This window comes from Streptomyces sp. NPDC031274 (genome assembly GCF_055570235.1).
Genome location: NZ_JBVIHP010000008.1, coordinates 138640 through 163869, shown reverse-complemented (window position 1 = coordinate 163869; position 25230 = coordinate 138640). Strand labels below are relative to the sequence as shown.

Here is a 25230-nt window from a genome sequence, read left to right as displayed (position 1 = left end):
CCTGCCTGAAGGGGGAAGTAGTGGAGTCGTCGGTGGTGGCGGAGCTGATCGCCGCGCGGGTGGAGTCAACGCCCGGTGCGGTGGCGGTCGAGGGCGAACGGGCCCTGTCGTACGGGGAGTTGTGGGCGGAGTCCGGGCAGTGGGCGGCCTACCTGGCCGCGCTGGGCGTGGGCCGGGGTGAGCGCGTCGCGGTGGTGATGGAGCGGTCGCCGGACCTGGTGGCGCTGCTCCTGGGCATATGGCGGGCGGGCGCCGCCTACGTCCCCGTCGACGCGGGCTCCCCGGCGGAGCGCATCGCCTTCGTCATCGAGGACTCGGCTCCAGCCATGGTGCTGTGCACCGCGCGGAGCCAGGGTGTGGTGCCGCGGAGCGCCGCCGTGCAGGTGGTCGACGACCCGCGGGTGCGGGCGGCGGTCGCCGCCTGCGACGGCGCGGACGTCCACGCACCGGTCGGCGGACAGGACGTGGCGTACGTGATGTACACGTCGGGTTCGACCGGGGTACCGAAAGGCGTCGCGGTGCCGCACGCGAGCGTGGCGGCACTGGTGGGCGAGGACGGATGGCCGGTCGGCCAGGGCGACGCGGTCCTGATGCACGCCCCGCACGCCTTCGACGTCACGCTCTTCGAGGTGTGGGTGCCGCTCGCCGCGGGAGCCCGCGTGGTGATCGCCGAGCCGGGCGTGGTGGACGGCCGGCGGGTGCGCGAGCAGGTGCGGGGCGGGGTGAGCGCCGTGCATGTGACCGCGGGGTCGTTCCGCGTGCTCGCCGAAGAGTCGCCGGACTGCTTCACCGGATTGCGTGAGGTGCTCACCGGCGGGGACGTCGTGCCGCCCGGTGCGGTGGCCAGGGTGCGCGAGGCCTGCCCTGACGTGACGGTCCGGCATCTGTACGGGCCGACCGAGACGACCCTGTGCGCGACCTGGCACGTGCTGAGGCCGGGCGACGATCAGGGTTCCGTACTCCCGATCGGCCGCCCCCTGTCCCACAGGCGGACCTTCGTCCTGGACGCGGCTCTCCGGCGGCTGCCCGCCGACACGGTCGGGGAGCTGTACGTGGCGGGATCGAGCCTGGCCCGGGGTTACTGGAACCGGCCGGGACAGACCGCCGAACGCTTCGTGGCCTGCCCGTACGCACCGGGCGAGCGGATGTACCGCACCGGCGACCTGGTGCGCGAGACCGACGCCGGTGACCTCCTCTTCGTCGGCCGCGCGGACGACCAGGTCAAAGTGCGCGGCTTCCGCGTGGAGCTTGGCGAGGTGGAGGCGGCTCTGGCCGCCCACCCCGCCGTGGCCCAGGCGGTCGTCGTCGCCCGCGAGGACCGACAGGGCGAGCGCCGCCTGGTCGGGTACGTCGTCCCCGAGGAGCCGGACGGTCTCGACCCCCGACTCGTCCGCGACGGCGTCGCCAGGACCCTGCCCGACTACATGGTCCCCACCGCGGTACTGCCCCTCCCCGCTCTCCCCGTGACCCGCAACGGCAAGGTCGACCGCGACGCCCTGCCCGCTCCCGACTTCGCCGGGATGGTCACCGGACGCGCGCCCCGCACCGAGGTCGAGGCGATCCTGTGTGCGCTGATGGCGGGGCTGCTCGGTCTGGAGCGCGTCGGCGTCGAGGACAGCTTCTTCGAGCTGGGCGGCGACTCGATCATGTCGATGCAACTGGCCGCACGCGCCCGCCGCGCGAAGCTGTTCTTCAAGGCGGAGGACGTCTTCGAGTACGCGACACCGGCGGCCCTTGCCGCGATCGCGCGATCCGGGGAACACCAGGAACCCGCCGTGCGCGACGCCTTCGCCGGTTCGCTCATGGCCGACCTCCGGCAGGACGAGGCCGACCGGCTGCGGGCCGCGGTGCCCGGCATGGTGGACGTGTGGCCGCTGTCGCCGCTGCAGGAAGGGATCCTCTTCCACGCCACCTTCCAGGACGGCGGGGACGGCGGGGACGGCGGGGACGACGGGGACGACGGGGACGACGGCCCCGACGTGTACGCGAGCCAGCGGACGCTCGCACTGGACGGCCCCCTTGACGCCGACCGCCTGCGGACGTCGTGGAAGACGCTGCTGGCCCGACACGCCGTGCTGCGCGCGAGCTTCCATCAGCGCGACTCCGGACGGACGGTGCAAGTCGTCACGGCCGGGGCGGAGTTGCCCTGGCGCGAGGCGGACCTTTCGGAGCTGCCGGAGGGCGAGGTGCCCGCCGAAATGGCGCGCCTCGCCCGGGCCGAGCGGGCCGAGAGGTTCGATCTCGGGTCGCCACCGCTGCTGCGGCTGTTGCTGGTACGCCTCGGTGCCGAGCGCCATCGCCAGATCATCACCGTCCACCACTCCCTGGTGGACGGCTGGTCCACCGACGTCGTCTTCGGGGAACTGTCCGAGGTGTACGCGGCGGGCGGTGATGGCCGGACGCTGCCCACGACGACGTCGTACCGGACGTACCTGGCCTGGCTCGACCGACAGGACAAGGAAGCGGCGCGTGAGGCATGGCGCGCGGAGTTCGCCGGTGCGGACGAGCCGACGCTGGTGGTGCCCGAGGAGCTGACCGGGGCGCAGGTCGTTCCGGAGCCGGTGCCGTTCGAACTGACCGAGGAACTCACCCGCGATGTGGTGGAGTTGGCCCGCTCCCAAGGAGTGACCGTCAACACCGTCGTGCAGGGAGCGTGGGCTCAGATCCTCGCCCGGCTCGTGGGGCGCACGGACGTCGTGTTCGGCACTCCCGTGGCGGGCAGGCCCGCGGACCTGCCGGGGGTGGAGTCGGCGGTCGGCCTGTTCATCAACACCGTTCCCGTGCGGGTGAGTCTGGCGGCGGATCAGTCGGTCGCCGGGATGCTCGCGGACCTGCGGGAGCGGCAGATCGGGATGATGGCCGGGCAGCACCTGGGCCTCCGCGAGATCCGCCAACTGGCAGGTCCCGGTGCGGCGTTCGACACCCTCGTGGTGTTCGAGAACCTCCCGCGGACACCCGAGGGGCCGCGCGCCGAAGCCCACCTGGCCATCCGCCCCGTCGGGGAGCCCGAGGACAGGGGGCACTACCCGATGGCGCTGATCGTTGTCCCCGACGTCCGGCTGCGCGGGCTGCTCGTGCACCGCCCGGACGTGGTGGGACGCGCACGGGCCCAGGCTGTGATCTCCTCGCTGATCCGCGTGCTTGAGCAGATGGTGGCTGACCCGTCGGCGCCCGTGGGGCGGCTCGACATCCTTCCGGCCGCTGAACGCGCGCTCGCGGCGCCGGAACGGAACGCGTCGGCGCTGCCCGTGCCCGAGATGACGGCACCGGACCTCTTCGCCGAACAGGCCGCGGCCACGCCCGACGCGGTGGCGGTGGTGGACGGCCGGCGTGTCCTGACGTACGGCGAACTGGCCGCCCGAGCAAGCGGCCTCGCCCGGTACTTGACGGACAGGGGGGTGAGGCCGGAGACACGGGTGGCTGTCATGGTGGACCGCTCGACGGAACTGGTGACCGCCCTCCTCGCGGTCTCGACGGCGGGCGGCGTCTACGTCCCCCTGGACCCGGGACTTCCGTCGGCGCGACTGCGCGTGCTCCTCGCCGACGTGGCCCCATCGGTCCTGATCTGCGTGCGGGAGAGCCGCGACGCGGTACCGGCTGAGTTCACCGGCCAACTGGTCGTACTGGACGACCCGTTGACCTCCCGAACCATGGCCGAGTACCCGGACGGCTGCATGAAGGACACGGAGCGGCACACACCGCTGACCGCGTCCAATGCGGCGTACATCATCTACACATCCGGTTCGACCGGCACCCCCAAGGGCGCGGTCGTTCCCCACCGAGGCCTGCGCAACCTCGTCGACGACCGCGTCGAGCGCTACCGGATCGACGCGGACAGCGCGGTGCTCCAACTCGTCTCGCCGAGTTTCGACGTCTCCATGTCGGACATCTGGCCGGTGCTCTGCGCGGGCGGCCGACTGGTTCTCGCGCCGCCCGCGCGACGGCACGCGACCGGCGAGGAACTGGTCCACCTGCTGCGCGCGGAGCGGGTGACGCACGTCGCGATGACACCGACCCTCCTGGCGCAGCTGCCCCCGGAGGAACTGCCCGCACTGCGCGTCCTGGTCATCGGCGGCGAACCCGTCTCCGACGAACTGCGCCGTCAGTGGTCGGCGAACCGCGAGATCTACAGCGAGTACGGAGTCACCGAGGCGACGGTCGCCTCGACGGTGAGCCGCCCGCTCGGCGCGCACGACGAGCCGTCGATCGGCCGCCCGGTCGCCCACACCTCCGCCCACGTCCTTGACGCGTTCCTGCATCCGGTGCCCGCGGGCACGGTGGGCGAGCTGTATGTGGCGGGCGCGGGCCTGGCGCGCGGCTACCTGCGCCGGACGAGGCTGACGGCGCGGCGTTTCGTGGCCAGCCCGTTCGAGCACGGCGAGCGGATGTACCGGACCGGGGACCTGGTGCGCAGGACCGGCACCGGCGATCTCGTCTACGCCGGTCGGGCCGACGCCCAGGTGAAGGTGCGCGGGTTCCGCGTGGAGCTCGGCGAGATCGAGGCGGCCCTCACCGGGCATCCCGCCGTCGACCGGGCCGTGGTGATCCTCAAGCAGGACAGGAAAGGGGAGCGCCGCCTGGTCGGGTACGTGGTGGGGGCCGACGCCCGGACCGACACGCGGACCGTGGACGGGCCGTCGGTACGCGAGTACGCCGTGAAGTCTCTGCCCGACTACATGGTGCCCGCGGCCGTGATCGGCCTCGACGCACTGCCGGTCACCCCGAACGGCAAGGTCGACGTCCCCGCGCTGCCCGCTCCCGACTTCGCCGACCACGCGGTGGGCCGGGCGCCGGAGAGCGAGGCGGAGAAGATCCTCTGTGTCCTGTTCGCCGAGGTCCTCGGCCTTGAGCGGGTCGGCGCCGACGACAATTTCTTCCGGCTCGGCGGGGACTCGATCAGCTCGATGCAACTGGTGAGCCGCGCCCGCAGGGCAGGGGCCTTCTTCAGCGCCCAGGACGTCTTCGAGCACGGATCACCGGAGGGCCTCGCACGGGTCGTCAGGCTCGGCGCCGGGCACCGGTCGGAACCCGACGTCGGCGAGGGCGAGGTGGCCTGGACGCCCGTGATGCGGGCCCTGGGCGAGCAGGCCCTCGGCGGCGGTTTCACCCAGTGGGTGGTGATGGGCACTCCCGCGGGCCTCGGCGGCGAAGTCCTCACGGCCGGTGTGGGCGCCGTACTCGACACCCACGACATGCTGCGCGCGCGGGCCGTGGCGGACGGCGACACCGGGCCGCGCCTGGTGGCGGGCGAACGCGGATCCGTGGACGCCGCCCGCCTGATCACCCGGGTCGACGCGGCGAACGTACCGACGGACGATCTGGACGCGCTCGCGGGCCGCGCCGCGCGGGACGCGGTCCTGCGGCTCGACCCCTTCACCGGAGTGATGGTCCAGGTGGTGTGGCTTGACGCGGGCCCGGAGCGAGTCGGCCGACTCGTCCTGGTGGTGCACCACTTGGCGGTTGACGGCGTCTCGTGGCGGATCCTGGCCCCCGACCTGCGCGCCGCGTGCGAGGCGGCAGCCGCCGGGCAGGAGCCGGGGCTCGACCCGGTGGGAACGTCCTTCCGGCGCTGGTCACGGCTCCTCGTCGAGGAGGCGACCGGCAGGAATCGCGTCGCGGAACTCGAAGACTGGACCGCCCTCCTCGGCAGCCGGGCGGAACCACTCCTCGGCGACCGGGCCCTCGACCCGGCGCGGGACACGGCGGCAGGCATGCGCCACCGGTCCTGGACGGTGCCGGCCCGGCAGGCGGCCACGCTCGCGGGACCGACACCGGCGCTCTTCCACTGTGGCGTGCACGAGGTGCTGCTCGCCACGCTGGCCGGGGCGGTCGTCCAAGAGCGGCGAGGCACGCACGGAACGGTCCTCATCGACGTCGAGGGACATGGACGCAAGCCCGTCGGCGACGCGGATCTGCTGCGCACCGTCGGCTGGTTCACCAGCGTCCATCCCATCCGCCTGGATCTGTCCGGCATCGATCTGTCCGGCATCGACACCGCGGAAACGGCAGCCGGTGCCCCGGACACCGGCTCGCTCCTGAAGGCGGTCAAGGAACAGGCGCGGGCGGTGCCGGGCGACGGACTCGGATACGGGCTGCTGCGGCACCTGAACCCCGAGACGGGCCCGGTGCTCGCCGCGCTGCCGCGCCCGCAGATCGGCTTCAACTACATGGGCCGCTTCCCCGCCGTCACCGGAACAGGCGCCGTGGAGCCCTGGCAGATGGCCGGTGAAGAGGCGATAGGAAGCTCCACCGCCGATGCCATGCCCGCCACGCACACCCTTGAGGCCGGTGCGACCATCCGCGACGCGGCCGAAGGGCCGGAGCTGACCGTCTCGCTGAGCTGGCACAGCGCGGTCGTCGACGAAGCGTTCGTGGAACGCGTCGGCCGCCGCTGGCTGGAACTTCTCGCGGGCCTCGCCGCCCACACCACGGACCCGACGGCGGGCGGCCACACCCCGTCCGACTTCCCCCTCATCGAGCTCGCCCAGGACGAGGTCGAGCAGTTCGAAGCGATAGCGGCAGAGCTCGAAGGAGGGCGTTCGCTGTGAAGACCCCCATCCCCGCCAGGGGACACACACCCGCCGCCCACCGGCCGGTGCCCCAGGCCAAGGGTTCGGCGCTCGCGGAGGTCTGGCCGCTGTCGCCCCTGCAGGAAGGACTCCTGTTCCACGCCGACTTCAACGGACAGGGACCCGACGTCTACACCGTGCAGAACATCCTGGCGGTCGAAGGGCGCCTGGACGCGGACCGCTTCCGAGCCTCCTGGGAGGCGCTGCTCGCCCGGCACGCGGCGCTGCGGGCGAGCTTCCAGCGGCGCAAGACGGGCGAGGCCGTGCAGCTCATCACCCGCGAGGTCGTCCTGCCGTGGAGCGAGGCCGACGTCACGGACCTCACCGGGCCCGAAGCGACGGCCGAGACGGAACGCCTGGCCGCACGCGAACGCGCACACAGGATCGATCCTGCGGCGGCGCCACTGATGCGTCTGCTCCTGATCCGCGTCGGCGAGCACCGGCACAGCCTGGTGATGACCAGCCATCACATCCTCATGGACGGCTGGTCGGCCCCGATCCTCCTGAACGAACTCTCCGCGATCTACGCGGCAGGCGGCGACGCCTCGGGACTCACGCCGGTGACCTCCTACCGGGAGTACCTGGCCTGGCTCTCCCGCCAGGACAAGGAGGCCGCGCGAGCCGCCTGGAAGGCGGAGCTGGCCGGAGCCGAGGAACCGACGCTGGTCGTGGGCCCCGCGAACCCGGCACGCGGCGACACGCCTCCGAAGAAACGCTCCGCCTCCCTCACCGAGACGACGACCGTGGCGCTCGCCGCTCTGGCCCGCGCCAACGGCCTGACGGTGAACACCGTGGTGCAGGGCGCGTGGGCACTGGTGCTCGCCCGTCTCGCCGGACGCGGGGACGTGGTCTTCGGAGCGACGGTGGCCGGACGCCCCCCGGAGCTGCCCGGCGCCGATTCCATGATCGGTCTCTTCATCAACACACTGCCGGTACGGGTACGGCTCGACGGATCGCAGCCGCTGCTCGACCTGCTCCGGGAGCTTCAGGAACGTCAGTCCGCGCTCCTTGCCCACCAGCACCTGGGCCTCTCGGAGATCCAGCAACTGGCCGGCCCCGGCGCGGGGTTCGACAGCCTCCTGGTGTACGAGAACTACCCTCGGCCGCCCGGAGACGCGCCCACACCCGACACGATCTCCTTGACGACGGTCGAGTCGCGCCAGGCGACCCACTATCCGCTGTCGATCGGCGTCGCCCCCGGCGAGCGTCTGAGGGTGGATGTGACCTACCAGCCCGATATGGTCGACGAGGGGGTGGGCGAGGCGCTGGCCGGGCTGCTCACGGGCGTGCTGGAACGCATGGTGGTGGATCCGGCGGTGGCGGTCGGGCGCGTCGGTGTCGCAGGCGCGCTGCCCGAGTCCGGGGCACAGGCGGCCACTTCGGCGGCGGGTGAGACGGTGCCGCAGCTGATCGCGAGGCGGGTGGAGGCGTCACCGGGTGCGGTGGCCCTCCAGGGTGAACGGGACCAGTCGTACGGGGAGTTGTGGGATCGGTCGGGGCGCTGGGCGGCGCATCTGACCTCACTCGGCGTGACACGGGGTGACCGTGTCGCGGTGGTGATGGAGCGGTCGCCGGAGCTGGTGGCCGTGCTCCTCGGCGTGTGGCGGGCGGGCGCCGCATATGTGCCGGTGGATGTGGGTTCGCCGATGGAGCGGGTGGCCTTCGTGCTGCGGGACGCGGCTCCGGTGGCGGTGGTGTGCGCGCCGGCGAGTCGGGGTGTGGTGCCGGAGGGCGTTGTCGAGCGGGTGTTGATCGCGGATGACCCGCGGGTCGTGGGGGCGCTGGCTGCTGTTGACGGCGGCGGCGGGTTCGCCGGGCCGGTGGCGGCGCTGGATGTGGCGTATGTGATGTACACGTCGGGTTCGACGGGTGTGCCCAAGGGGGTGGCGGTGCCGCATGGGAGTGTGGCGGCGCTGGTGGGGGAGCGGGGCTGGGAGGTGGGTCCGGGGGACGCCGTCCTGATGCACGCTCCGCACGCCTTTGACGTATCGCTTTACGAGTTGTGGGTTCCGCTGGCCGCCGGTGGGCGTGTGGTGATGGCCGGGGCGGGTGTGGTGGATGCCCAGCAGGTGCGTGAGCACGTGGTGGGTGGCGTGACGGCGGTGCATCTGACCGCCGGGTCGTTCCGGGTGCTTGCGGAGGAGTCCCCGGAATGCCTTGTGGGGCTGCGGGAGGTGCTGACCGGCGGGGACGTCGTTCCGGCCGCCTCGGTCGCTCGTGTGCGCGAGGCGTGCCCGGATGTTTCCGTCCGGCACATGTACGGGCCGACGGAGACGACCTTGTGCGCGACCTGGCATGTGCTGGAGCCGGGCGACGAGATGGGCCCCGCACTGCCGATCGGGAGCCCGCTGCCGCAACGCCGGACCTTCGTTCTGGACGCGTTCCTCAAGGCCGTTCCGCCGGGCGTGGCCGGTGAGCTGTATGTGGCGGGCGCCGGGTTGGCGCAGGGCTACTGGAACGGCCAAGGTCTGACCGCTGAGCGGTTCGTGGCCTGCCCGTACGCGCCCGGGCAGCGGATGTACCGCACCGGAGACCTGGTGCGCCGGTCCCAGGACGGCGAACTGCTCTTCGTCGGCCGTGCGGACGCGCAGGTCAAGATCCGTGGCTACCGGGTGGAGCTTGGCGAGGTGGAGGCGGCTCTGGCCGCCCACCCCGCCGTGGCCCAGGCGGTCGTCGTCGCCCGCGAGGACGGCCCCGGCGAGCGCCGCCTCGTCGGCTACGCCGTCCCGGACGGCCAGGCGCTCGATCCGCAGCGCGTACGCGACGACGTCGCTCAGGCGCTGCCCGACTACATGGTGCCCAGCGTCGTGCTCGTTCTTGACGCTCTGCCGGTGACCCGCAACGGCAAGGTCGACCGCGCGGCTCTGCCCGCGCCCGACTTCGCGGAACGCGTCGTCGGCCGTGAGCCCCGGACCGAGGCCGAGGAGACGCTGTGCCGTCTCTTCGCCGAGGTGCTCGGTCTTGAGCGGGTGGGCGTCGAGGACAGCTTCTTCGAGCTGGGCGGCGACTCGATCATGTCGATGCAGCTGGCCGCGCGCGCCCGCCGCGCGAACCTGCTCTTCAAGGCGCAGGACGTCTTCGAGCACGAGACCCCCGCCGGGCTCGCTGCCGTCGGCCGCCTCGCCGACGAGACGTCGGCTCCGCCGGACGTGGGTGTGGGCGAGGTGCCCTGGACACCCGTGATGCGGGAGCTTGGCGAACGTGCCGCCGTCCGCCCGAAGTTCGCCCAGTGGACGATCGTCAGCGCGCCCACCAGGCTCGACCGGCAGGTCCTGGTCGCCGCGTTGAGCGCGGTCGTGGACACCCATGACGTGCTCCGCTCGGTGGTGGCAGGGAGTGCGGCGGGGCCGCGGCTGCTCGTCCGCGAGCAGGGGACGGTCGATGCCGGGGCTCTGGTCACCCGCGTGAACGCGACCTATGCGGTGGCCGGCACCCTCGACGACATCGCGGACGAGGCTGCACAGGAGGCCGTGGAGCGCCTCGACCCCTCGGCGGGCGTGATGCTTCAGGTGGTCTGGGTGGACGCCGGTCCGGGGCGGGTGGGCCGACTGGTCTTCGTGGCCCACCACTTGGCGGTCGACGGCGTCTCGTGGCGCATCCTGGTACCGGACCTGAAGTCCGCGTGCGAAGCGGCGGCGGCCGGTCGTGAGCCGCGGCTCGACCCGGTGGGCACGACCTTCAGGCACTGGTCGCGACTGCTGGTCGAGCAGGCCGCCGGGGAGACGCGGGTCGCCGAACTCGCGGAGTGGTCCGCTCTGCTGGGTCGGCGGGAACCCTCCCTTGGTGAGCGGGAGTTGGACCCCGAGCTCGACACCGCGGCGACCGTGCGCCATCGTTCGTGGACCGTGCCGACCCGGCAAGCCGAGACGTTGACGAGCCGGACACCGACGGTCTTTCACTGCGGTGTGCACGAGGTGCTTCTCGCGTCTCTGGCCGGTGCGGTCGCCCAATGGCGGCGGGGTGCTGCGTCCGCGGTGTTGGTGGACGTGGAGGGACATGGCCGGGTGCCGGTCGGCAGCACGGACTTGTCGCGCACGGTGGGCTGGTTCACCAGCTCGCACCCCGTCAGGCTGGATGTCGGTGCCATCGACGTGCGTCAGGTGGTGGCGGGTGGTCCGGCGGCCGGAGCGTTGCTGAAGTCGGTCAAGGAGCAGGCGCGGGCGATTCCGGGTGACGGGCTCGGTTTCGGGCTTCTGCGTCATCTCAATCCCGAGACCGCACCGGTGCTTGCGGCGCTGCCGCGCCCGCAGATCGGCTTCAACTACCTGGGCCGCTTCACGGCGGACACGGCGAGCATCACGATCGGCGGCTCGCTCGACCCGGCCATGCCCGCCCTCCACACCGTCGAGGCGGGCGCGGTGATCGTCGACACGGCCGGTGGACCCAGGCTGACCCTCACGCTGAGCTGGGCCGCCGCGCTGTTGGCCGAGGCGGCGGCGGAACGCCTCGGCCAGCTCTGGATCGACCTGCTCGGCGGTCTGGCCGCCCACACCGACGATCCCACGGCGGGCGGACACACGTCCTCCGACTTCCCGCTGCTCGACCTCGCGCAGGACGAAGTCGACGAGCTCGAAGCCGGTTTCGCCGACGGCATCCCGTAGTCGCCAGCCGCCAGCCGCCAGCCGCCAGCCGCCAGCCGTCATCAGCCATCCGGCCCGACCCATCCGGCCCGCCCCGGCCCCGAGCCCGCTCGAAGCAACTCGCTCTGAGGAGAGAAGCGATGACCCGATCCCTTGTCGAGGACGTGTGGCCGCTGTCGCCACTGCAGGAAGGGCTGCTCTTCCACGCCGCCTTCGACAGTGAGGGTCCCGACGTCTACCAAGGGCAGCGGCTGCTCGAACTGACCGGCCCTCTGGACGCGGACCGGCTGCGGGCCTCATGGCAGGCGCTCCTCGCCCGGCACGCCGCACTGCGGGCGAGCTTCCGCAGGCGCAAGACGGGGGAGGCGGTGCAGGTCATCGCACGGGACGTGGAGCTGCCGTGGCGCGCGGCCGATCTCTCCGGGCTCGCGGAAGAGGACGCGTCGGCCGAGGCGGACCGGCTCGCGGGCCGGGAGCGGGCCGAGCGCTTCGACCTCACTGCTGCGCCGCTGCTGCGACTCCTGCTGATCCGGATCGGCGCGGAGCGGCACCGCCTGGTGGTCACGAGCCACCACGTCCTGATGGACGGCTGGTCCATGCCGGTGCTCATGGGCGAACTCTCGGCCACCTATGCGGCGGGCGGCGACCCCTCCGGGCTGCCGCCCGTCACGTCCTACCGGGAGTACCTGGCCTGGCTGTCGCGCCAGGACAAGGACGCGGCACGGGCCGCCTGGCAGGCGGAACTGGCGGGGACGGACGAGCCGACGCTGGTGGCACCGGCGGACTCGGGCCGGTCGCCCATGCCCCCGGAGAGCCTGATCAACGAGATCCCCGAGGAGCTGACGGAGGGCCTGACGCGGTTCGCCCGAGGCCATGGTCTGACCGTCAACACGGTGGTGCAGGGAGCGTGGGCTCTGGTCCTGGCGCGGCTAGCCGGACGCACGGACGTGGTGTTCGGCGCCACCGTGGCGGGGCGGCCCATGGAACTGGCGGGCGTCGAGTCGATGGTCGGCCTGTTCATCAACACACTCCCCGTACGCGTCCGGCTCGACGCCGAGCAGCCGGTCGCGCGGATGCTGGCCGAACTCCAGGAACGTCAGTCGTCGCTGATGGCGCATCAGCACCTGGGCCTGCCCGAGGTGCAAGGGCTCGCCGAATCGGGCGGCGCGGTCTTCGACACGCTCGTGGTGTACGAGAACTACCCGGTCCCGCCCGCACGGCCCCCGGCGCAGGACGCTTTCACTGTGCGCGTCGCCGCTGGTCAGGAGACCGCGCACTATCCGTTCACGCTGGTGGTGGCGCCCGTCGGCGAACGGATGCTCTGCAAGCTCGACTACCGGCCCGACCTTTTCGACCGGGAGACCGCGGAGTCGGTGTTCGCGTGGCTGGTGCGGGTGCTCGACCAACTGGTGGCGGATCCGGCGGTCCTCGTGGGACGCGTCGAGGTGCTCGCGGTGCCCGAGCGCGGCCTGGTCGTGGAGGGGTGGGGCGGGACGTCGGGCGAGCTGCCGGGCGGCCTGGTGCCGGAGCTGATAGCGGGGCGTGTGGAGTCGTCGCCCGGCGCGGTGGCGGTCGAGGGTGAACGGACTCTGTCGTACGCGGAGTTGTGGACGGAGTCCGGTCGCTGGGCTCGCTGCTTGGCGGATGCGGGCGTGCGACGCGGAGACCGCGTGGCGGTCGTGATGGAGCGGTCGGCCGATCTCCTTCCGCTGCTCCTTGGGGTGTGGCGGGCGGGCGCGGCCTATGTGCCGGTCGACGCGGGCTCTCCGCTGGAGCGCGTGGGCTTCGTCCTTGAGGACTCGGCTCCGGTCGTCGTGCTGTGCACGGAGAAGACCCGGGCCGCTGTGCCGGAGGGCGGCGCCGAACTGGTCGTGATCGATGACCCGCGCGTGCGGGAGGCGCTGGCCGCGCCCGCCGCCGGCGACTCCCCTGTGCTCGTGGGCGCGGACGACGTGGCGTACGTGATGTACACGTCGGGTTCCACGGGGGTGCCGAAGGGCGTGGCGGTGTCGCACGGCAGTGTCGTCGCGCTGGTGGGGGAGCGTGGCTGGTCGGTCGGCCCGGACGACGCGGTCCTCATGCACGCTCCGCACGCCTTCGACGTATCGCTCTTCGAGGTGTGGGTCCCGCTGGCCGCGGGTGCCCGTGTGGTGGTCGCGGGACCGGGTGCGGTGGACGCCGAGCAGGTGCGGGAGCACGCGGCGCACGGGGTCACCTCGGTGCATCTGACCGCCGGTTCGTTCCGTGTTCTGGCAGGGGAGTCGCCGGACTGCTTCGCCGGGCTGCGCGAGGTCCTGACGGGCGGGGACGTGGTCCCGGTCGCGTCGGTGGCACGGGTGCGTGAGGCCTGCCCCGACGTGGTCGTACGGCATCTGTACGGGCCGACCGAGGTGACCCTGTGCGCGACCTGGCGGGTCTGGGGTCCGCGTGACGCGGTGGGGTCGGTACTGCCCATCGGGCGCCCCTTGGAGAACCGGCGTGTCTTCGTCCTGGACGCGTTCCTCCAGCCCGTGCCTTCGGGCGTGACCGGGGAGCTGTACGTGGCGGGCGAGGGCCTGGCGCAGGGGTACTGGGGCCGGGCGGAACTGACGGCGGAACGCTTTGTGGCCTGCCCGTTCGTGCCGGGCGGGCGGATGTATCGCACCGGTGACCTGGTGCGGTGGTCCGACACCGGCGAACTGCTCTTCGTCGGGCGCGCGGACGCGCAGGTCAAGGTGCGCGGCTTCCGGGTGGAGCTGGGCGAGGTGGAGGCCGCGCTGGCCGCGCATCCCGCCGTGGCGCAGGCGGTGGTGGTCGCCCGCGAGGACGGTCCGGGCGAGCGCCGTCTGGTCGGCTACGTCGTACCCAGGAGTCCAGAGGGCGTGGACCCTGCCCTGGTCCGCGCGCACGTGGCCAGGACGCTGCCCGACTACATGGTGCCGACCGCGGTGCTCCCCCTGGACGAACTCCCCGTCACCCGCAACGGCAAGGTCGACCACAGGGCCCTGCCCGCCCCCGACTTCGCGGCAAGGGCGACCGGGCGCGCGCCGCGCACGGAGGCCGAGTCGATCCTGTGCGGCCTGTTCACCGAACTGCTCGGTCTTGAGCGGGTCGGCGCAGAGGACAGCTTCTTCGAGCTCGGCGGCGACTCGATCATGTCGATGCAATTGGTCGCGCGAGCACGCCGCGCCGGTCTGGTCCTCACGCCGCGGCAGGTCTTCGACGAGAAGACCCCGGAGCGGCTCGCGCTTGTCGCCGGACAGACCGGGCAGCGGGGACACAGCGTCGAATCCTCGCGGGACGCGGGTGTGGGCGAGGTGCCCTGGACACCGGTGATGCGGGAGCTGGGCGAGCGAGGTCTGCGCGCCGGGTTCGCGCAGTGGATGATCGTCGGCGCTCCGGAAAGCCTCGGCCGGGATGTGCTGGTGGGTGGTGTGGGTGCCCTGCTCGATGCCCACGACATGCTGCGGGCGCGCGTGACGGACGGTGGGTCCGAGCCCAAGTTGTCGGCTGGGCAACGGGGTTCGGTGGCTGCCGAGGCTCTGGTCGTCCGTGTCGATGCTCAGGACGCGCCCGCCGATTCGCTGGATGACGTTGCGGCGAGGGCTGCACGCGAGGCGGTGGGGAGGCTTGACCCCGGCGCAGGCGTGATGGTCCAGGTGGTGTGGGTGGATGCGGGACCGGGGCGTATCGGTCGACTGGCCTTTGTGGTGCATCACTTGGTGGTGGACGGCGTGTCGTGGCGGATTCTTCTGCCGGACTTGAAAGCCGCCTGCGAGTCGGTGGCGGCAGGGCGGGAGCCGCAGCTGGACCCGGTGGGAACACCGTTCAAGCAGTGGGCCGAAGCGCTGGTCGAAGAGGCGAGGGGCGAGGGGCGGACGGCCGAACTGGCGGAATGGTCGGAGCTGCTCGGTGAGGCCGAACCACCTTTAGGCGTACGTGAGTTGGAGCCGAGTCAAGACACCGCGGCGACCATGCGCCGCCGTTCGTGGACCGTGACGGCGGAACGCGCCGCCACTCTGGTGGGCAGGGCGCCGACGGTCTTTCACTGCGGTGTGCACGAGGTGCTTCTCGCGTCTCTGGCCGGTGCGGTCGCCCACTGGCGGCGTCAGTCCGCTACCTCGGTGTTGGTGGACGTGGAGGGACATGGGCGCGGGTCGCTCGGCAGCGCGGACCTGTCGCGCACGGTGGGCTGGTTCACCAGCTCGCACCCCGTCAGGCTGGATGTCGGTGCCATCGACGTGAGCCAGGTGGTGGCGGGTGGTCCGGCGGCCGGGGCGCTGCTGAAGTCGGTCAAGGAGCAGGCTCGGGCGATACCGGGTGACGGGCTCGGTTTCGGGCTTCTGCGTCATCTCCATCCCGAGACCGCACCGGTGCTTGCGGCCTTGCCGCACCCGCAGATCGGCTTCAACTACCTGGGCCGCTTCACCACGGACACGGCGAACCGCGGGGCAGCTCCCTGGCAGCTGTCCGGAAGCGAGGCCATCGGGGGCGCGATCGACCCGGAAACCCCGGCCTTGCACACCCTGGAAGCGAGCGCTGCCGTACAGGACACGCCTGACGGGCCGGAGCTGACCGTCACGTTGAGCTGGCCCACCGGGCTTCTCGACGACGCAGAGGCGGCAGAGCTCGGCCGCGTCTGGGAGCAGGTGCTCGGCGGTCTGGCCGTCCACGCCACCGACCCCGGCGCAGGCGGACACACCCCGTCCGACTTCCCTCTCCTCGACCTCACACAGCAGAACGTCACAGAACTGGAGTCAGCGTCAGGCGAGTTGGGTGACGTATGGCCGTTGTCGCCGTTGCAGGAGGGGATGCTGTTCCACGCCACATTCGACGAGGAAGGGCCGGACGTCTATCAGAGCCAGCGGCTCATGGCACTGGACGGGCCGCTGGACGTGGACAGGTTGCGCGCGTCCTGGGAGGCCCTCCTCGCCCGGCACGCGGCACTGCGGGCCAGCTTCCACCGGCCCGAGTCGGGCCAGGCGGTACAGGTCGTCGCGCGGCGAGTGGAACTCCCCTGGCGCGAGGCCGATGTGTCGCAGCTCGCGGACGCCGACGCGCACGCCGAGGCCGAGCGCCTGGCCGAACGCGAGATGGCTGAGCGCTTCGATCTGACGAGGGGACCTCTGCTGCGCCTGCTGCTCATCCGCTTCGGCGAGAACCGGCACCGTCTCGCCGTCACAAGCCACCACATCCTGGTGGACGGCTGGTCGATGCCGGTCATCCTCAATGAGGTGTCCGCGCTGTACGCGGCGAGCGGCGACGCGTCGAGCGATCACGCGGCGCACCTGAAGCCGACCGCCTCCTACCGCGATTACCTGGCATGGCTGGAGCAGCAGGACAAGGATGCCGCTCGTACCGCCTGGCAGGCGGAGCTGACCGGCGCGGACGAACCGACACTGGTGGCACCCGTGGACCCGGGCCGACCGCCTGTCGTGCCCGAGGTCAGCTCGGCGGAGCTCTCCCCGGAGAAGACCCGTGCGCTGACCGAGCTGGCCCGCACGCACGGTCTTACGGTGAACACCGTCGTGCAGGGCGCCTGGGCGCTGGTCCTCGCGCGCCTCGCCGGGCGCACGGACGTCGTGTTCGGCGGCACCGTGGCAGGGCGCCCCCCGGAGCTGCCCGACGCCGAGTCGATGATCGGCCTCTTCATCAACACCCTGCCCGTACGCGTGCGGCTCGACGCCGGCCAGCCGGTCCTGAAGATGCTCGCCGAGCTCCAGGAGCACCAGTCGGCGCTGATCGCCCACCAGCACCTGGGCCTGTCGGAGATCCAGCAACTCGCCGGTCCCGGCGCGACCTTCGACACCATGCTGATGTTCGAGAACTACCCGCGGAACTCGGCCACCCTGCCCGGACCGGCCGATGGCGACGAGATCACGATCACCCAGCTGAGCACCCTGGCCGGAACCCACTACCCGCTCGCGGTCGGAGTCGTCCCCGCCGACCGGCTCCGTGTTCTCGTGACCTACAGGCCCGATCTGATCGATCGGGAGAGCTCTCTCCGGACGGCCCGTCAGGTCATCCGGGTCCTTGAACAACTGGTGGCGGACCCCTCGGTGCTTGTGGCGCGGGTGGACGGGCTGGACGCCGCGGATCGCGTGTCGGTCGTGGAGGAGTGGAACGCCACAGGGGTGCGGGCCTTCGACGGAACCGTGCCTGAACTGATCGCCCGGCGGGTGGCCTCGGCGCCGGACATGGTGGCGGTCGAGGGAGAACGGGCGCTGCTCTACGGGGAGTTGTGGGCACAGTCCGGTCGCTGGGCCCAGTACTTGGCGGGCGTAGGGGTGCGGCGGGGTGACCGTGTCGCGGTGGTCATGGAGCGGTCGCCGGACCTGCCGACGCTGCTCCTGGGGATCTGGCGAGCGGGCGCCGCCTATGTGCCGGTGGATGTGGGATGGCCGGTCGAGCGGGTCGCCTTCGTCGTGGAGGACGCGGCTCCGGTGGCCGTGGTGTGCACGTCGGGCAGCCGGGGCGTGGTGCCGGAGGGGGCTGCCGCCCACGTCGTGGTCATCGACGACCCTCTGGTGCGGGCGGCGCTGGCCGGTCGGGAGAGCGGGCGGCAGTTTGTGCCGGTGGCGGCGCTGGATGTGGCGTATGTGATGTATACGTCGGGTTCGACGGGTGTGCCCAAGGGGGTGGCGGTGCCGCATGGGAGTGTGGCGGCGCTGGTGGGGGAGCGGGGCTGGGAGGTGGGTGTGGGGGACGCCGTGTTGATGCACGCTCCGCACGCCTTTGACGTATCGCTTTACGAGTTGTGGGTTCCGCTGGCCGCCGGTGGGCGTGTGGTGATGGCCGGGGCGGGTGTGGTGGACGCTCAGCAGGTGCGTGAGCACGTGGTGGGTGGCGTGACGGCGGTGCATCTGACCGCCGGGTCGTTCCGGGCGCTCACCGAGGAGACACCCGAGTGCTTCACCGGGCTGCGTGAGGTGCTGACGGGCGGAGACGTCGTTCCGCGCGCGTCGGTCGCCCGGCTGCGGGAGGCCTGCCCGGACGTCACGGTGCGGCACATGTACGGGCCGACCGAGGTGACCCTGTGCGCGACCTGGCATGTCCTGGAGCCGGGCGTCGCGCTTGGCCCCGTACTCCCCGTCGGGCGCCCGATGAGCAACCGACGGACCTTCGTCCTGGACGCGTTCTTGCACCCTGTGGCACCGGGTGTGACCGGCGAACTGTATGTCGCGGGCGCCGGGTTGGCGCAGGGCTACTGGAGTCGTGCGGGCCTGACCGCCGAGCGGTTCGTGGCCTGCCCGTACGTACCGGGAGAGCGGATGTACCGCACCGGTGACCTGGTGCGGTGGTCCGAGGACGGCGAGCTCCTCTTCGTCGGCCGTGCGGACGCGCAGGTCAAGATCCGTGGCTACCGGGTGGAGCTTGGCGAGGTCGAGGCGGCTCTGGCCGCCCACCCCTCCGTGGCCCAGGCGGTCGTCGTCGCCCGCGAGGACCGGCAGGCGGAACGCCGCCTCGTCGGCTACGTGGTCACGCACGGTACGTCGCCCGACCCGGAAGCCATCCGCGCCCACGTGGCGAAGGCCCTGCCCGAGTACATGGTCCCCACGGCGGTACTCACCCTGGACACCCTCCCGGTGACCCGCAACGGCAAGGTCGACCGCGACGCCCTGCCCGCCCCCGACTTCGCCGGTAAGGTCACCGAGCGCGCGCCGCGCACGGAGACCGAAGCGATCCTGTGCACGCTGATCGCCGAACTCCTCGGCCTGGAGCGGGTCGGGCCCGACGACAGCTTCTTCGAGCTCGGCGGCGACTCGATCATGTCGATGCAACTGGTGGCCCGCGCCCGCCGCGCGAACCTGATCCTCAAGGCGCAGGACGTCTTCGAGCACGAGACACCCGCGGGCCTCGCGGCCGTGGCCGGGCACGTGGGTGCTGAGACGGCCACGTCGGATTCCGGCATCGGGAACGTGCCCGGGACGCCAGTGATGCGGGCGCTCGGCGAGCGGGGTCTGCGGGGCCGGTTCGCGCAGTGGACGATCGTCGGCGCTCCGGCGGGTCTCGGCCGTGACGTCCTTGTGAGGGGTGTGGCCGCCGTTCTCGACACACACGACATGCTGCGGGCCCGCGCCACGAACGGCGGGGAAGGCGGGGACGGCCTCAAGCTGTCCGTAGGGCAGCGCGGTTCCGTCGATGCCGCGGACTTGGTCACGCGCGTCGACGCGGCGGACGTGCCGGACGACTCCCTGGACGGCCTTGCGGAGGAGTCGGCCCGTGAGGCCACGAAGCGCCTCGATCCGTCGGCGGGTGTGATGCTCCAGGCCGTCTGGGTGGACGCCGGACCGGAGCGGACCGGTCGACTGGCCGTCGCCGTACATCACTTGGTGGTCGACGGGTTGTCGTGGCGCATCCTCGTCCCGGATCTGCGGGCCGCGTGCGAGGCGTCGGCGGCCGGTCGGGAGCCGGAGCTCGACCCGGTCGGGACGTCGTTCAAACAGTGGTCGGACGTCCTGGCCGAGCAGTCCACCAGCGAGAGCCGAACCGCCGAGCTCGCGGACTGGACCGCGCTGCTCGGAGCACCCGAACCCCCGCTCGGCAAGCGGGACCTCGATCCGGCCCTGGACACCGCGGCCACCATGCGCCGCCGCTCCTGGACCGTGCCGACGCACCTCGCGGCCACGCTGGCGGGCCGTACCCCCGCGCTGTTCCACTGCGGGGTGCACGACGTGCTTCTTTCGACACTCGCCGGCGCGGTCACGCACTGGAGGCGCGGCGAGGGCGGTCACGTACTCCTCGACGTAGAGGGCCACGGCAGGGACCCGCTCGCGGGCGCCGAACTGTCGCGCACGGTCGGCTGGTTCACCACCACGCACCCGGTCCGCCTGGACGCGGCCGGTATCGACCTGGACGAAGCAGGCGCCGGTGGCCCCGCGGCCGGAGCACTGCTGAAGTCGGTCAAGGAGCAGGCGCGGGCGATACCCGCCGACGGGCTCGGCTTCGGCCTCCTGCGCCATCTCAACCCGGCCACCGCACCGGCCCTGGCGGCGCTGCCGACCCCGCAGATCGGCTTCAACTACCTGGGCAGGTTCGCGACGGACACGGCGGCCGGACCTGTCGCTCCCTGGCAGCTCGCCGGTGGTGAGGCGATCGGCGGCTCCGTCGACCCGGACATGCCCGCCCTGCACGCCCTGGAAGCGGGCGCCGCGGTGCGGGACACCCCTGAAGGGCCGGAACTGACCGTCACGCTGACATGGCCCACCGGAGTGGTGGACGAGGCCGACGCGGAACACCTCGCCCGGATGTGGCTCGACCAGCTCGCGGGTCTGGCCGCGCACACCACCGACCCGGCCCCCGCCGCCGACGCCGCCACGGGCACCACGGCGGGCGGACACACCCCGTCCGACTTCTCCCTCCTCGACCTCACGCAGCACGAGGTCGACGAACTCGAATCAGCTGTCCCGGAGTTGGTGGACATATGGCCGCTCTCGCCGTTGCAGGATGGGCTGCTGTTCCACGCGGGCTTCGACGAGCAGGGGCCGGACCTCTACGAAGGGCTGCGCGTACTCGACCTCGACGGGCCACTGGACGTGGACCGGCTGCGGGCCTCGTGGGAGGCGATCCTCGCCCGGCACCCGATTCTGCGGGCCGGCTTCCACCGACGTACGTCGGGCCAGGCGGTGCAGGTCATCTCACGGCACGTGGAACTGCCCTGGCGTGAGGCGGACTTGTCAGGACTCCCGGCCGCCGATGCTCGCACCGAAATGGACCGGATCGTCGAGGACGAGCGCAACCGCCGACTCGACGTGACGGCGGCCCCGCTGCTGCGCCTGCTGCTGATCCGGCTCGGCGAGAACCGTCATGCCCAGGTGGTCATCAACCACCACATCGTCACGGACGGCTGGTCGCTGCCGGTCCTGATCGCCGAGATGTCCACGATCTACGCGGCGGGCGGCGACGGACATGCCCTGCCCGCCGCGACCTCGTACCGGGAGTACCTGTCCTGGCTGGAACGCCAGGACAGGGAAGCCGCACGGAGCGCTTGGCGCACGGAGTTCGCGGGCGCGGACGAGCCGACCCTCACGGTGCCGGAGGACCCGTCCGCCGTGCCCGCCGTACCGGAACGCGTTCCCTTCGGGTTCGGCGAAGAACTCACCCGGGGCGTCGTCGACTTGGCGCGCGGTCACGGCCTGACGGTGAACACGGTCGTGCAGGGCGCCTGGGCGCTGCTCCTCTCCCGGCTCGTCGGGCGTACGGACGTGGTGTTCGGCGCGACGGCCGCGGGACGGCCCGCCGAGCTGCCGCGCGTGGAGTCGATGGTCGGCCTGTTCATCAACACGCTGCCCGTACGGGTCGAACTGTCGGCGGAGCAGTCGGTGAGCGCGATGCTGACCAGTCTCCAGGAGCGACAGGTCGCGCTCATGTCCCACCAGCACATCGGCCTCTCCGAGATCCGCAAGTCCGCGGGTCCCGGCGCAGCCTTCGACACGCTCGTCGTGTACGAGAACTACCCGCGCCCGCCTCTCCGCGACTCCGAGCCCGACACCCTGTCGATCCGCCCCGGCGGCACACCGGAGGACACCGGCCACTACCCGCTGACGCTGATCGCGGTGCCGGGCAAGCGCCTGCACGGCGAGTTCATCTACCGGCCCGGCGTGTTCCACCGCGCGTGGGCCGAGGAGATGGTGGCGGCGCTCGGCTGCGTGCTCGAAGGAATGGCCGCCGATCCGTCGGCGCCCGTGGCACGGGTGGGCGTACTGGGCGGGGCGCGGCGCGAACTCGTCGTGGGCGAATGGAACCGCACTCAGGTGCCGGTGGCCGCGGAGACGCTGCCCGCGCTGCTGCGGCGCCAGGTGCGGCGGTCGCCGGACGCCGTCGCCCTGGATTCGGGCGAGCGCTCGCTGACGTACGGAGAACTGGAGGACGAGGCCGGACGCTGGGCCCGCTGCCTGATCGAGGCCGGTGTGGGGCCGGAGCGCCGGGTGGCCGTCCTCGCGCCGGGATCGGTGGAGACGGTGGTCTGCGTACTCGCCGTGTCCATGGCGGGCGGGGTGTTCGTGCCGGTGGATCCGGGATACCCGCCGGAGCGGGTGGCGTTCGTGCTCGCCGACGCGGACCCGGCCGTGGTGCTGTGCACGCGTCAGACGCGGGCCTCGGTACCGACGGGGTTCGCGGGCCGTCTGATCGTCCTCGATGATCCGGACACCGCCGAGGCCGTCGCAGGCCAGGCGGCGGGACCCATCGGCCCCGAAGAGCTGACCGGGCCGCTCGGCGCGGCCAACGCGGCGTACGTGATCTACACCTCGGGGTCGACGGGGACCCCGAAGGGTGTGGTCGTGCCGCACGCGGGGCTCGCCAACCTCGCACGGGCCCAGATCGAACGGTTCGCGGTGGGACCTGACGCACGGGTGCTCCAGTTCGCCTCGCTGAGCTTCGACGCCGCGGTCTCCGAACTGTGCATGGCGTTGCTCTCGGGCGGATCGCTCGTGGTGGCCGGGGCGGACGCACTGCCGCCACAGGTACCCCTCGGGCAGGCGCTCCGTGACCTGGGCGCCACCCACGTCACCGTGCCCCCGAGCGTTCTCGCCGTGGAAGAGGAACTCCCCCCGGCGCTCAGGACGCTGGTGGTGGCCGGAGAGACGTGCCCCCCGGCGCTCGTGGACCGGTGGTCCGGTGGGCGGCGGATGGTGAACGCGTACGGACCCACCGAGCTGACGGTGTGCGCGGCCATGAGCGCGCCCCTGTCACCGTGCGGGGAAACAGGCCGGGACGCGGTGCCGATCGGCCGCCCGATGGCCAACGTGAAGGTGTTCGTCCTGGACCGGTTCCTCCAGCCGGTCCCGCCGGGAACGCCCGGTGAGCTGTACGTCGCGGGGGCGGGGGTGGCCCGCGGATACTGGGCGCGGCCAGGCCTGACCGCCGAGCGTTTCGTGGCGTGCCCCTACGTGCCCGGGGAGCGGATGTACCGGACCGGGGACCTGGGGCGCTGGACGGACGACGGCGAACTCGTCTTCGTCGGCCGCGCGGACGCTCAGGTGAAGGTGCGGGGCCACCGGATCGAACCTGGCGAGGTCGAAGCGGTCGTCGCCGCGCACACCGGGGTCGCCCAAGTGGTGGTCGTGGCGCGTGACGACCGGCGGGCCGGCGAGCACCAGTTGGTCGCGTACGTTGTCGCCGATCCGTCGGAGGCTTGGCGCACCGATCAACTCCTCACCTCTGTCCGGGACATCGCGGCGGAGCGGCTTCCCGCCTACATGGTCCCGTCGGCGTTCGTCCCGCTGGACCGCCTGCCCCTCACCGCGAACGGGAAGGTGGACAGGCACGCGCTGCCCGCCCCCGACTTCGCGGGGAAGGTGTCGGGACGGGAGCCGCGCACGGAGACCGAGGCGCTGCTGTGCGGCCTGTTCGCCGAGGTGCTCGGCCTGGAACGGGTCGGCGTCACGGACAGCTTCTTCGTGCTGGGCGGCGACTCGATCTCCTCGATGCAGCTGGCCTCCCGCGCCCGTCGCTCGGGACTCGTGGTGACACCCCGGCAGATCTTCGAGGAGAAGACCCCCGAGCGCCTCGCGACGGTGGCGGAGGCGGCCGACGGCGCCGGGCAGCGAGGCGTCGAGGACATCGGCGTCGGCGAGGTGCCCTGGACCCCGGTGATGCGCGAGTTGGGTGAGCCCGCACGCCGCCCGAGGTTCGCGCAGTGGGCCGTGATCGGTGCTCCGGCCGGCCTCGGACAAGACGTACTCCTGACCGGTCTGTCCGCCGTCCTCGACACACACGACATGTTGCGCGCCCGCGTGGTCACGGCGGATGAGGGCGACGGCGGCACCGAGCCGCGTCTCGTCGTCGGCGAACAAGGAACCGTGGACCCCGCGGACCTGGTCAGCCGAGTGGCCGCCGAGGACACGACGGACGAATCCCTTGACGAGACAGCGGAACGCGCGGCGAAGGAGGCCGTCGAACGCCTCGACCCCGCGCGGGGCGCGATGCTCCAGGTCGTGTGGGTGGACGCGGGTCCGGAGCGAGTAGGCCGACTGGTCCTCATGGTCCATCACCTGGCCGTGGACGGAGTGTCCTGGCGGATCCTGGTGCCCGACCTGGCCCTCGCCTGCGAGGCCGCAGCGACGGGACAGGAACCCGTGCTCGACCCTGTGGGGACATCGTTCAGGCGCTGGTCAGAACTCTTGTCCGCGCAGGCCGCAGCACCGGACCGGGTGGCGGAACTCGACGCGTGGAGTGACGTGCTCGGCGGCGCGGAACCGCTCCTCGGCCGGCGTCCGCTGGACCCGGCGCTCGACACCGCCGCGACCACACACCGCGCGTCCTGGCAGGTCCCACGGGAAGAGGCGGCCACGCTGGCGGGTCAGACCCCCGCGCTGTTCCACTGCGGGGTGCACGAGGTGCTCCTGGCGACGCTCGCGGGCGCCGTCACGCACTGGCGCGGCGAGGGCGGGCACGCACTGCTCGATCAGGCACCGCTGGATCACGTACTGCTCGACGTGGAGGGCCACGGCCGTGAACCGGTCGAAGGCGCTGAACTCTCGCGCACGCTGGGCTGGTTCACCAACACCCACCCACTGCGCCTCGCCGTCGCCGACGTGGCCCTGACCGAAGTGGCGGACGGCGGTCCGGCGGCCGGCTCGCTCCTGAAGGCGGTCAAGGAACAGGCGCGGGCGGTGCCGGGCGACGGACTCGGATACGGACTGCTGCGGCACCTGAACCCCGAGACGGGCCCGGTGCTGGCCGCCCTGCCACGCCCGCAGATCGGCTTCAACTACCTGGGCCGGTTCACCGCCGGTGACCCGTCCGAAAGCCGTACGGTCGCGGCCTGGCAGCTGGCGACGGACACGGCGATCGGCGGTTCGGCCGACCCGGACATGCCGTCCACGCACGCCCTGGAAGCGGGCGCGGCCATCGTGGACACTGCTGACGGGCCCGAGCTGACCCTCTCGCTCAGCTGGGCGGGCCAGGTCATCGACGGTGCCTCGGCACAGCGCATCGGCCGACTCTGGCTGGACATGCTCGGCGGCCTCGCCGCCCACACCACCGATCCGACGGCCGGTGGACACACACCTTCCGACTTCCCCCTCCTCGGCCTCGCACAGAGCCAGATCGAGGATCTCGAAGCCGGATTCAACCCGCTCTGAAGCCCTGAGGCTCCG

Annotated in this window: 3 protein-coding genes; all 3 read left to right on the top strand. The window is 72.2% G+C overall.

The window, feature by feature from the left end:
• The first annotated feature begins 20 nt into the window (after positions 1-20).
• The 3 genes from ACZ5CR_RS15480 (at position 21) to ACZ5CR_RS15470 (ending at position 25215) form a co-directional block, all read left to right on the top strand.
• On the top strand, positions 21-6548 hold the full coding sequence (locus ACZ5CR_RS15480) for an amino acid adenylation domain-containing protein (protein ID WP_468857600.1): 6528 nt from the start codon (positions 21-23) through the stop codon (positions 6546-6548).
• A complete protein-coding gene (locus ACZ5CR_RS15475; protein WP_468857598.1) occupies positions 6545-11170 on the top strand; it encodes an amino acid adenylation domain-containing protein in 4626 nt (1541 codons plus the stop codon). Before ACZ5CR_RS15480 ends, ACZ5CR_RS15475 begins: the two co-directional genes overlap by 4 nt.
• 119 nt (positions 11171-11289) lie before the next feature.
• The gene (locus ACZ5CR_RS15470; RefSeq protein WP_468857597.1) at positions 11290-25215 is read left to right on the top strand and encodes an amino acid adenylation domain-containing protein; all 13926 of its coding nucleotides are present in this window, start codon (positions 11290-11292) and stop codon (positions 25213-25215) included.
• The last annotated feature ends 15 nt before the right edge of the window (positions 25216-25230 follow it).

Bases quoted from the DNA above. Each gene is read 5' to 3' on its own strand.
- ACZ5CR_RS15470 (WP_468857597.1), top strand. From the start codon at position 11,290: ATGACCCGATCCCTTGTCGAGGACGTGTGGCCGCTGTCGCCACTGCAG.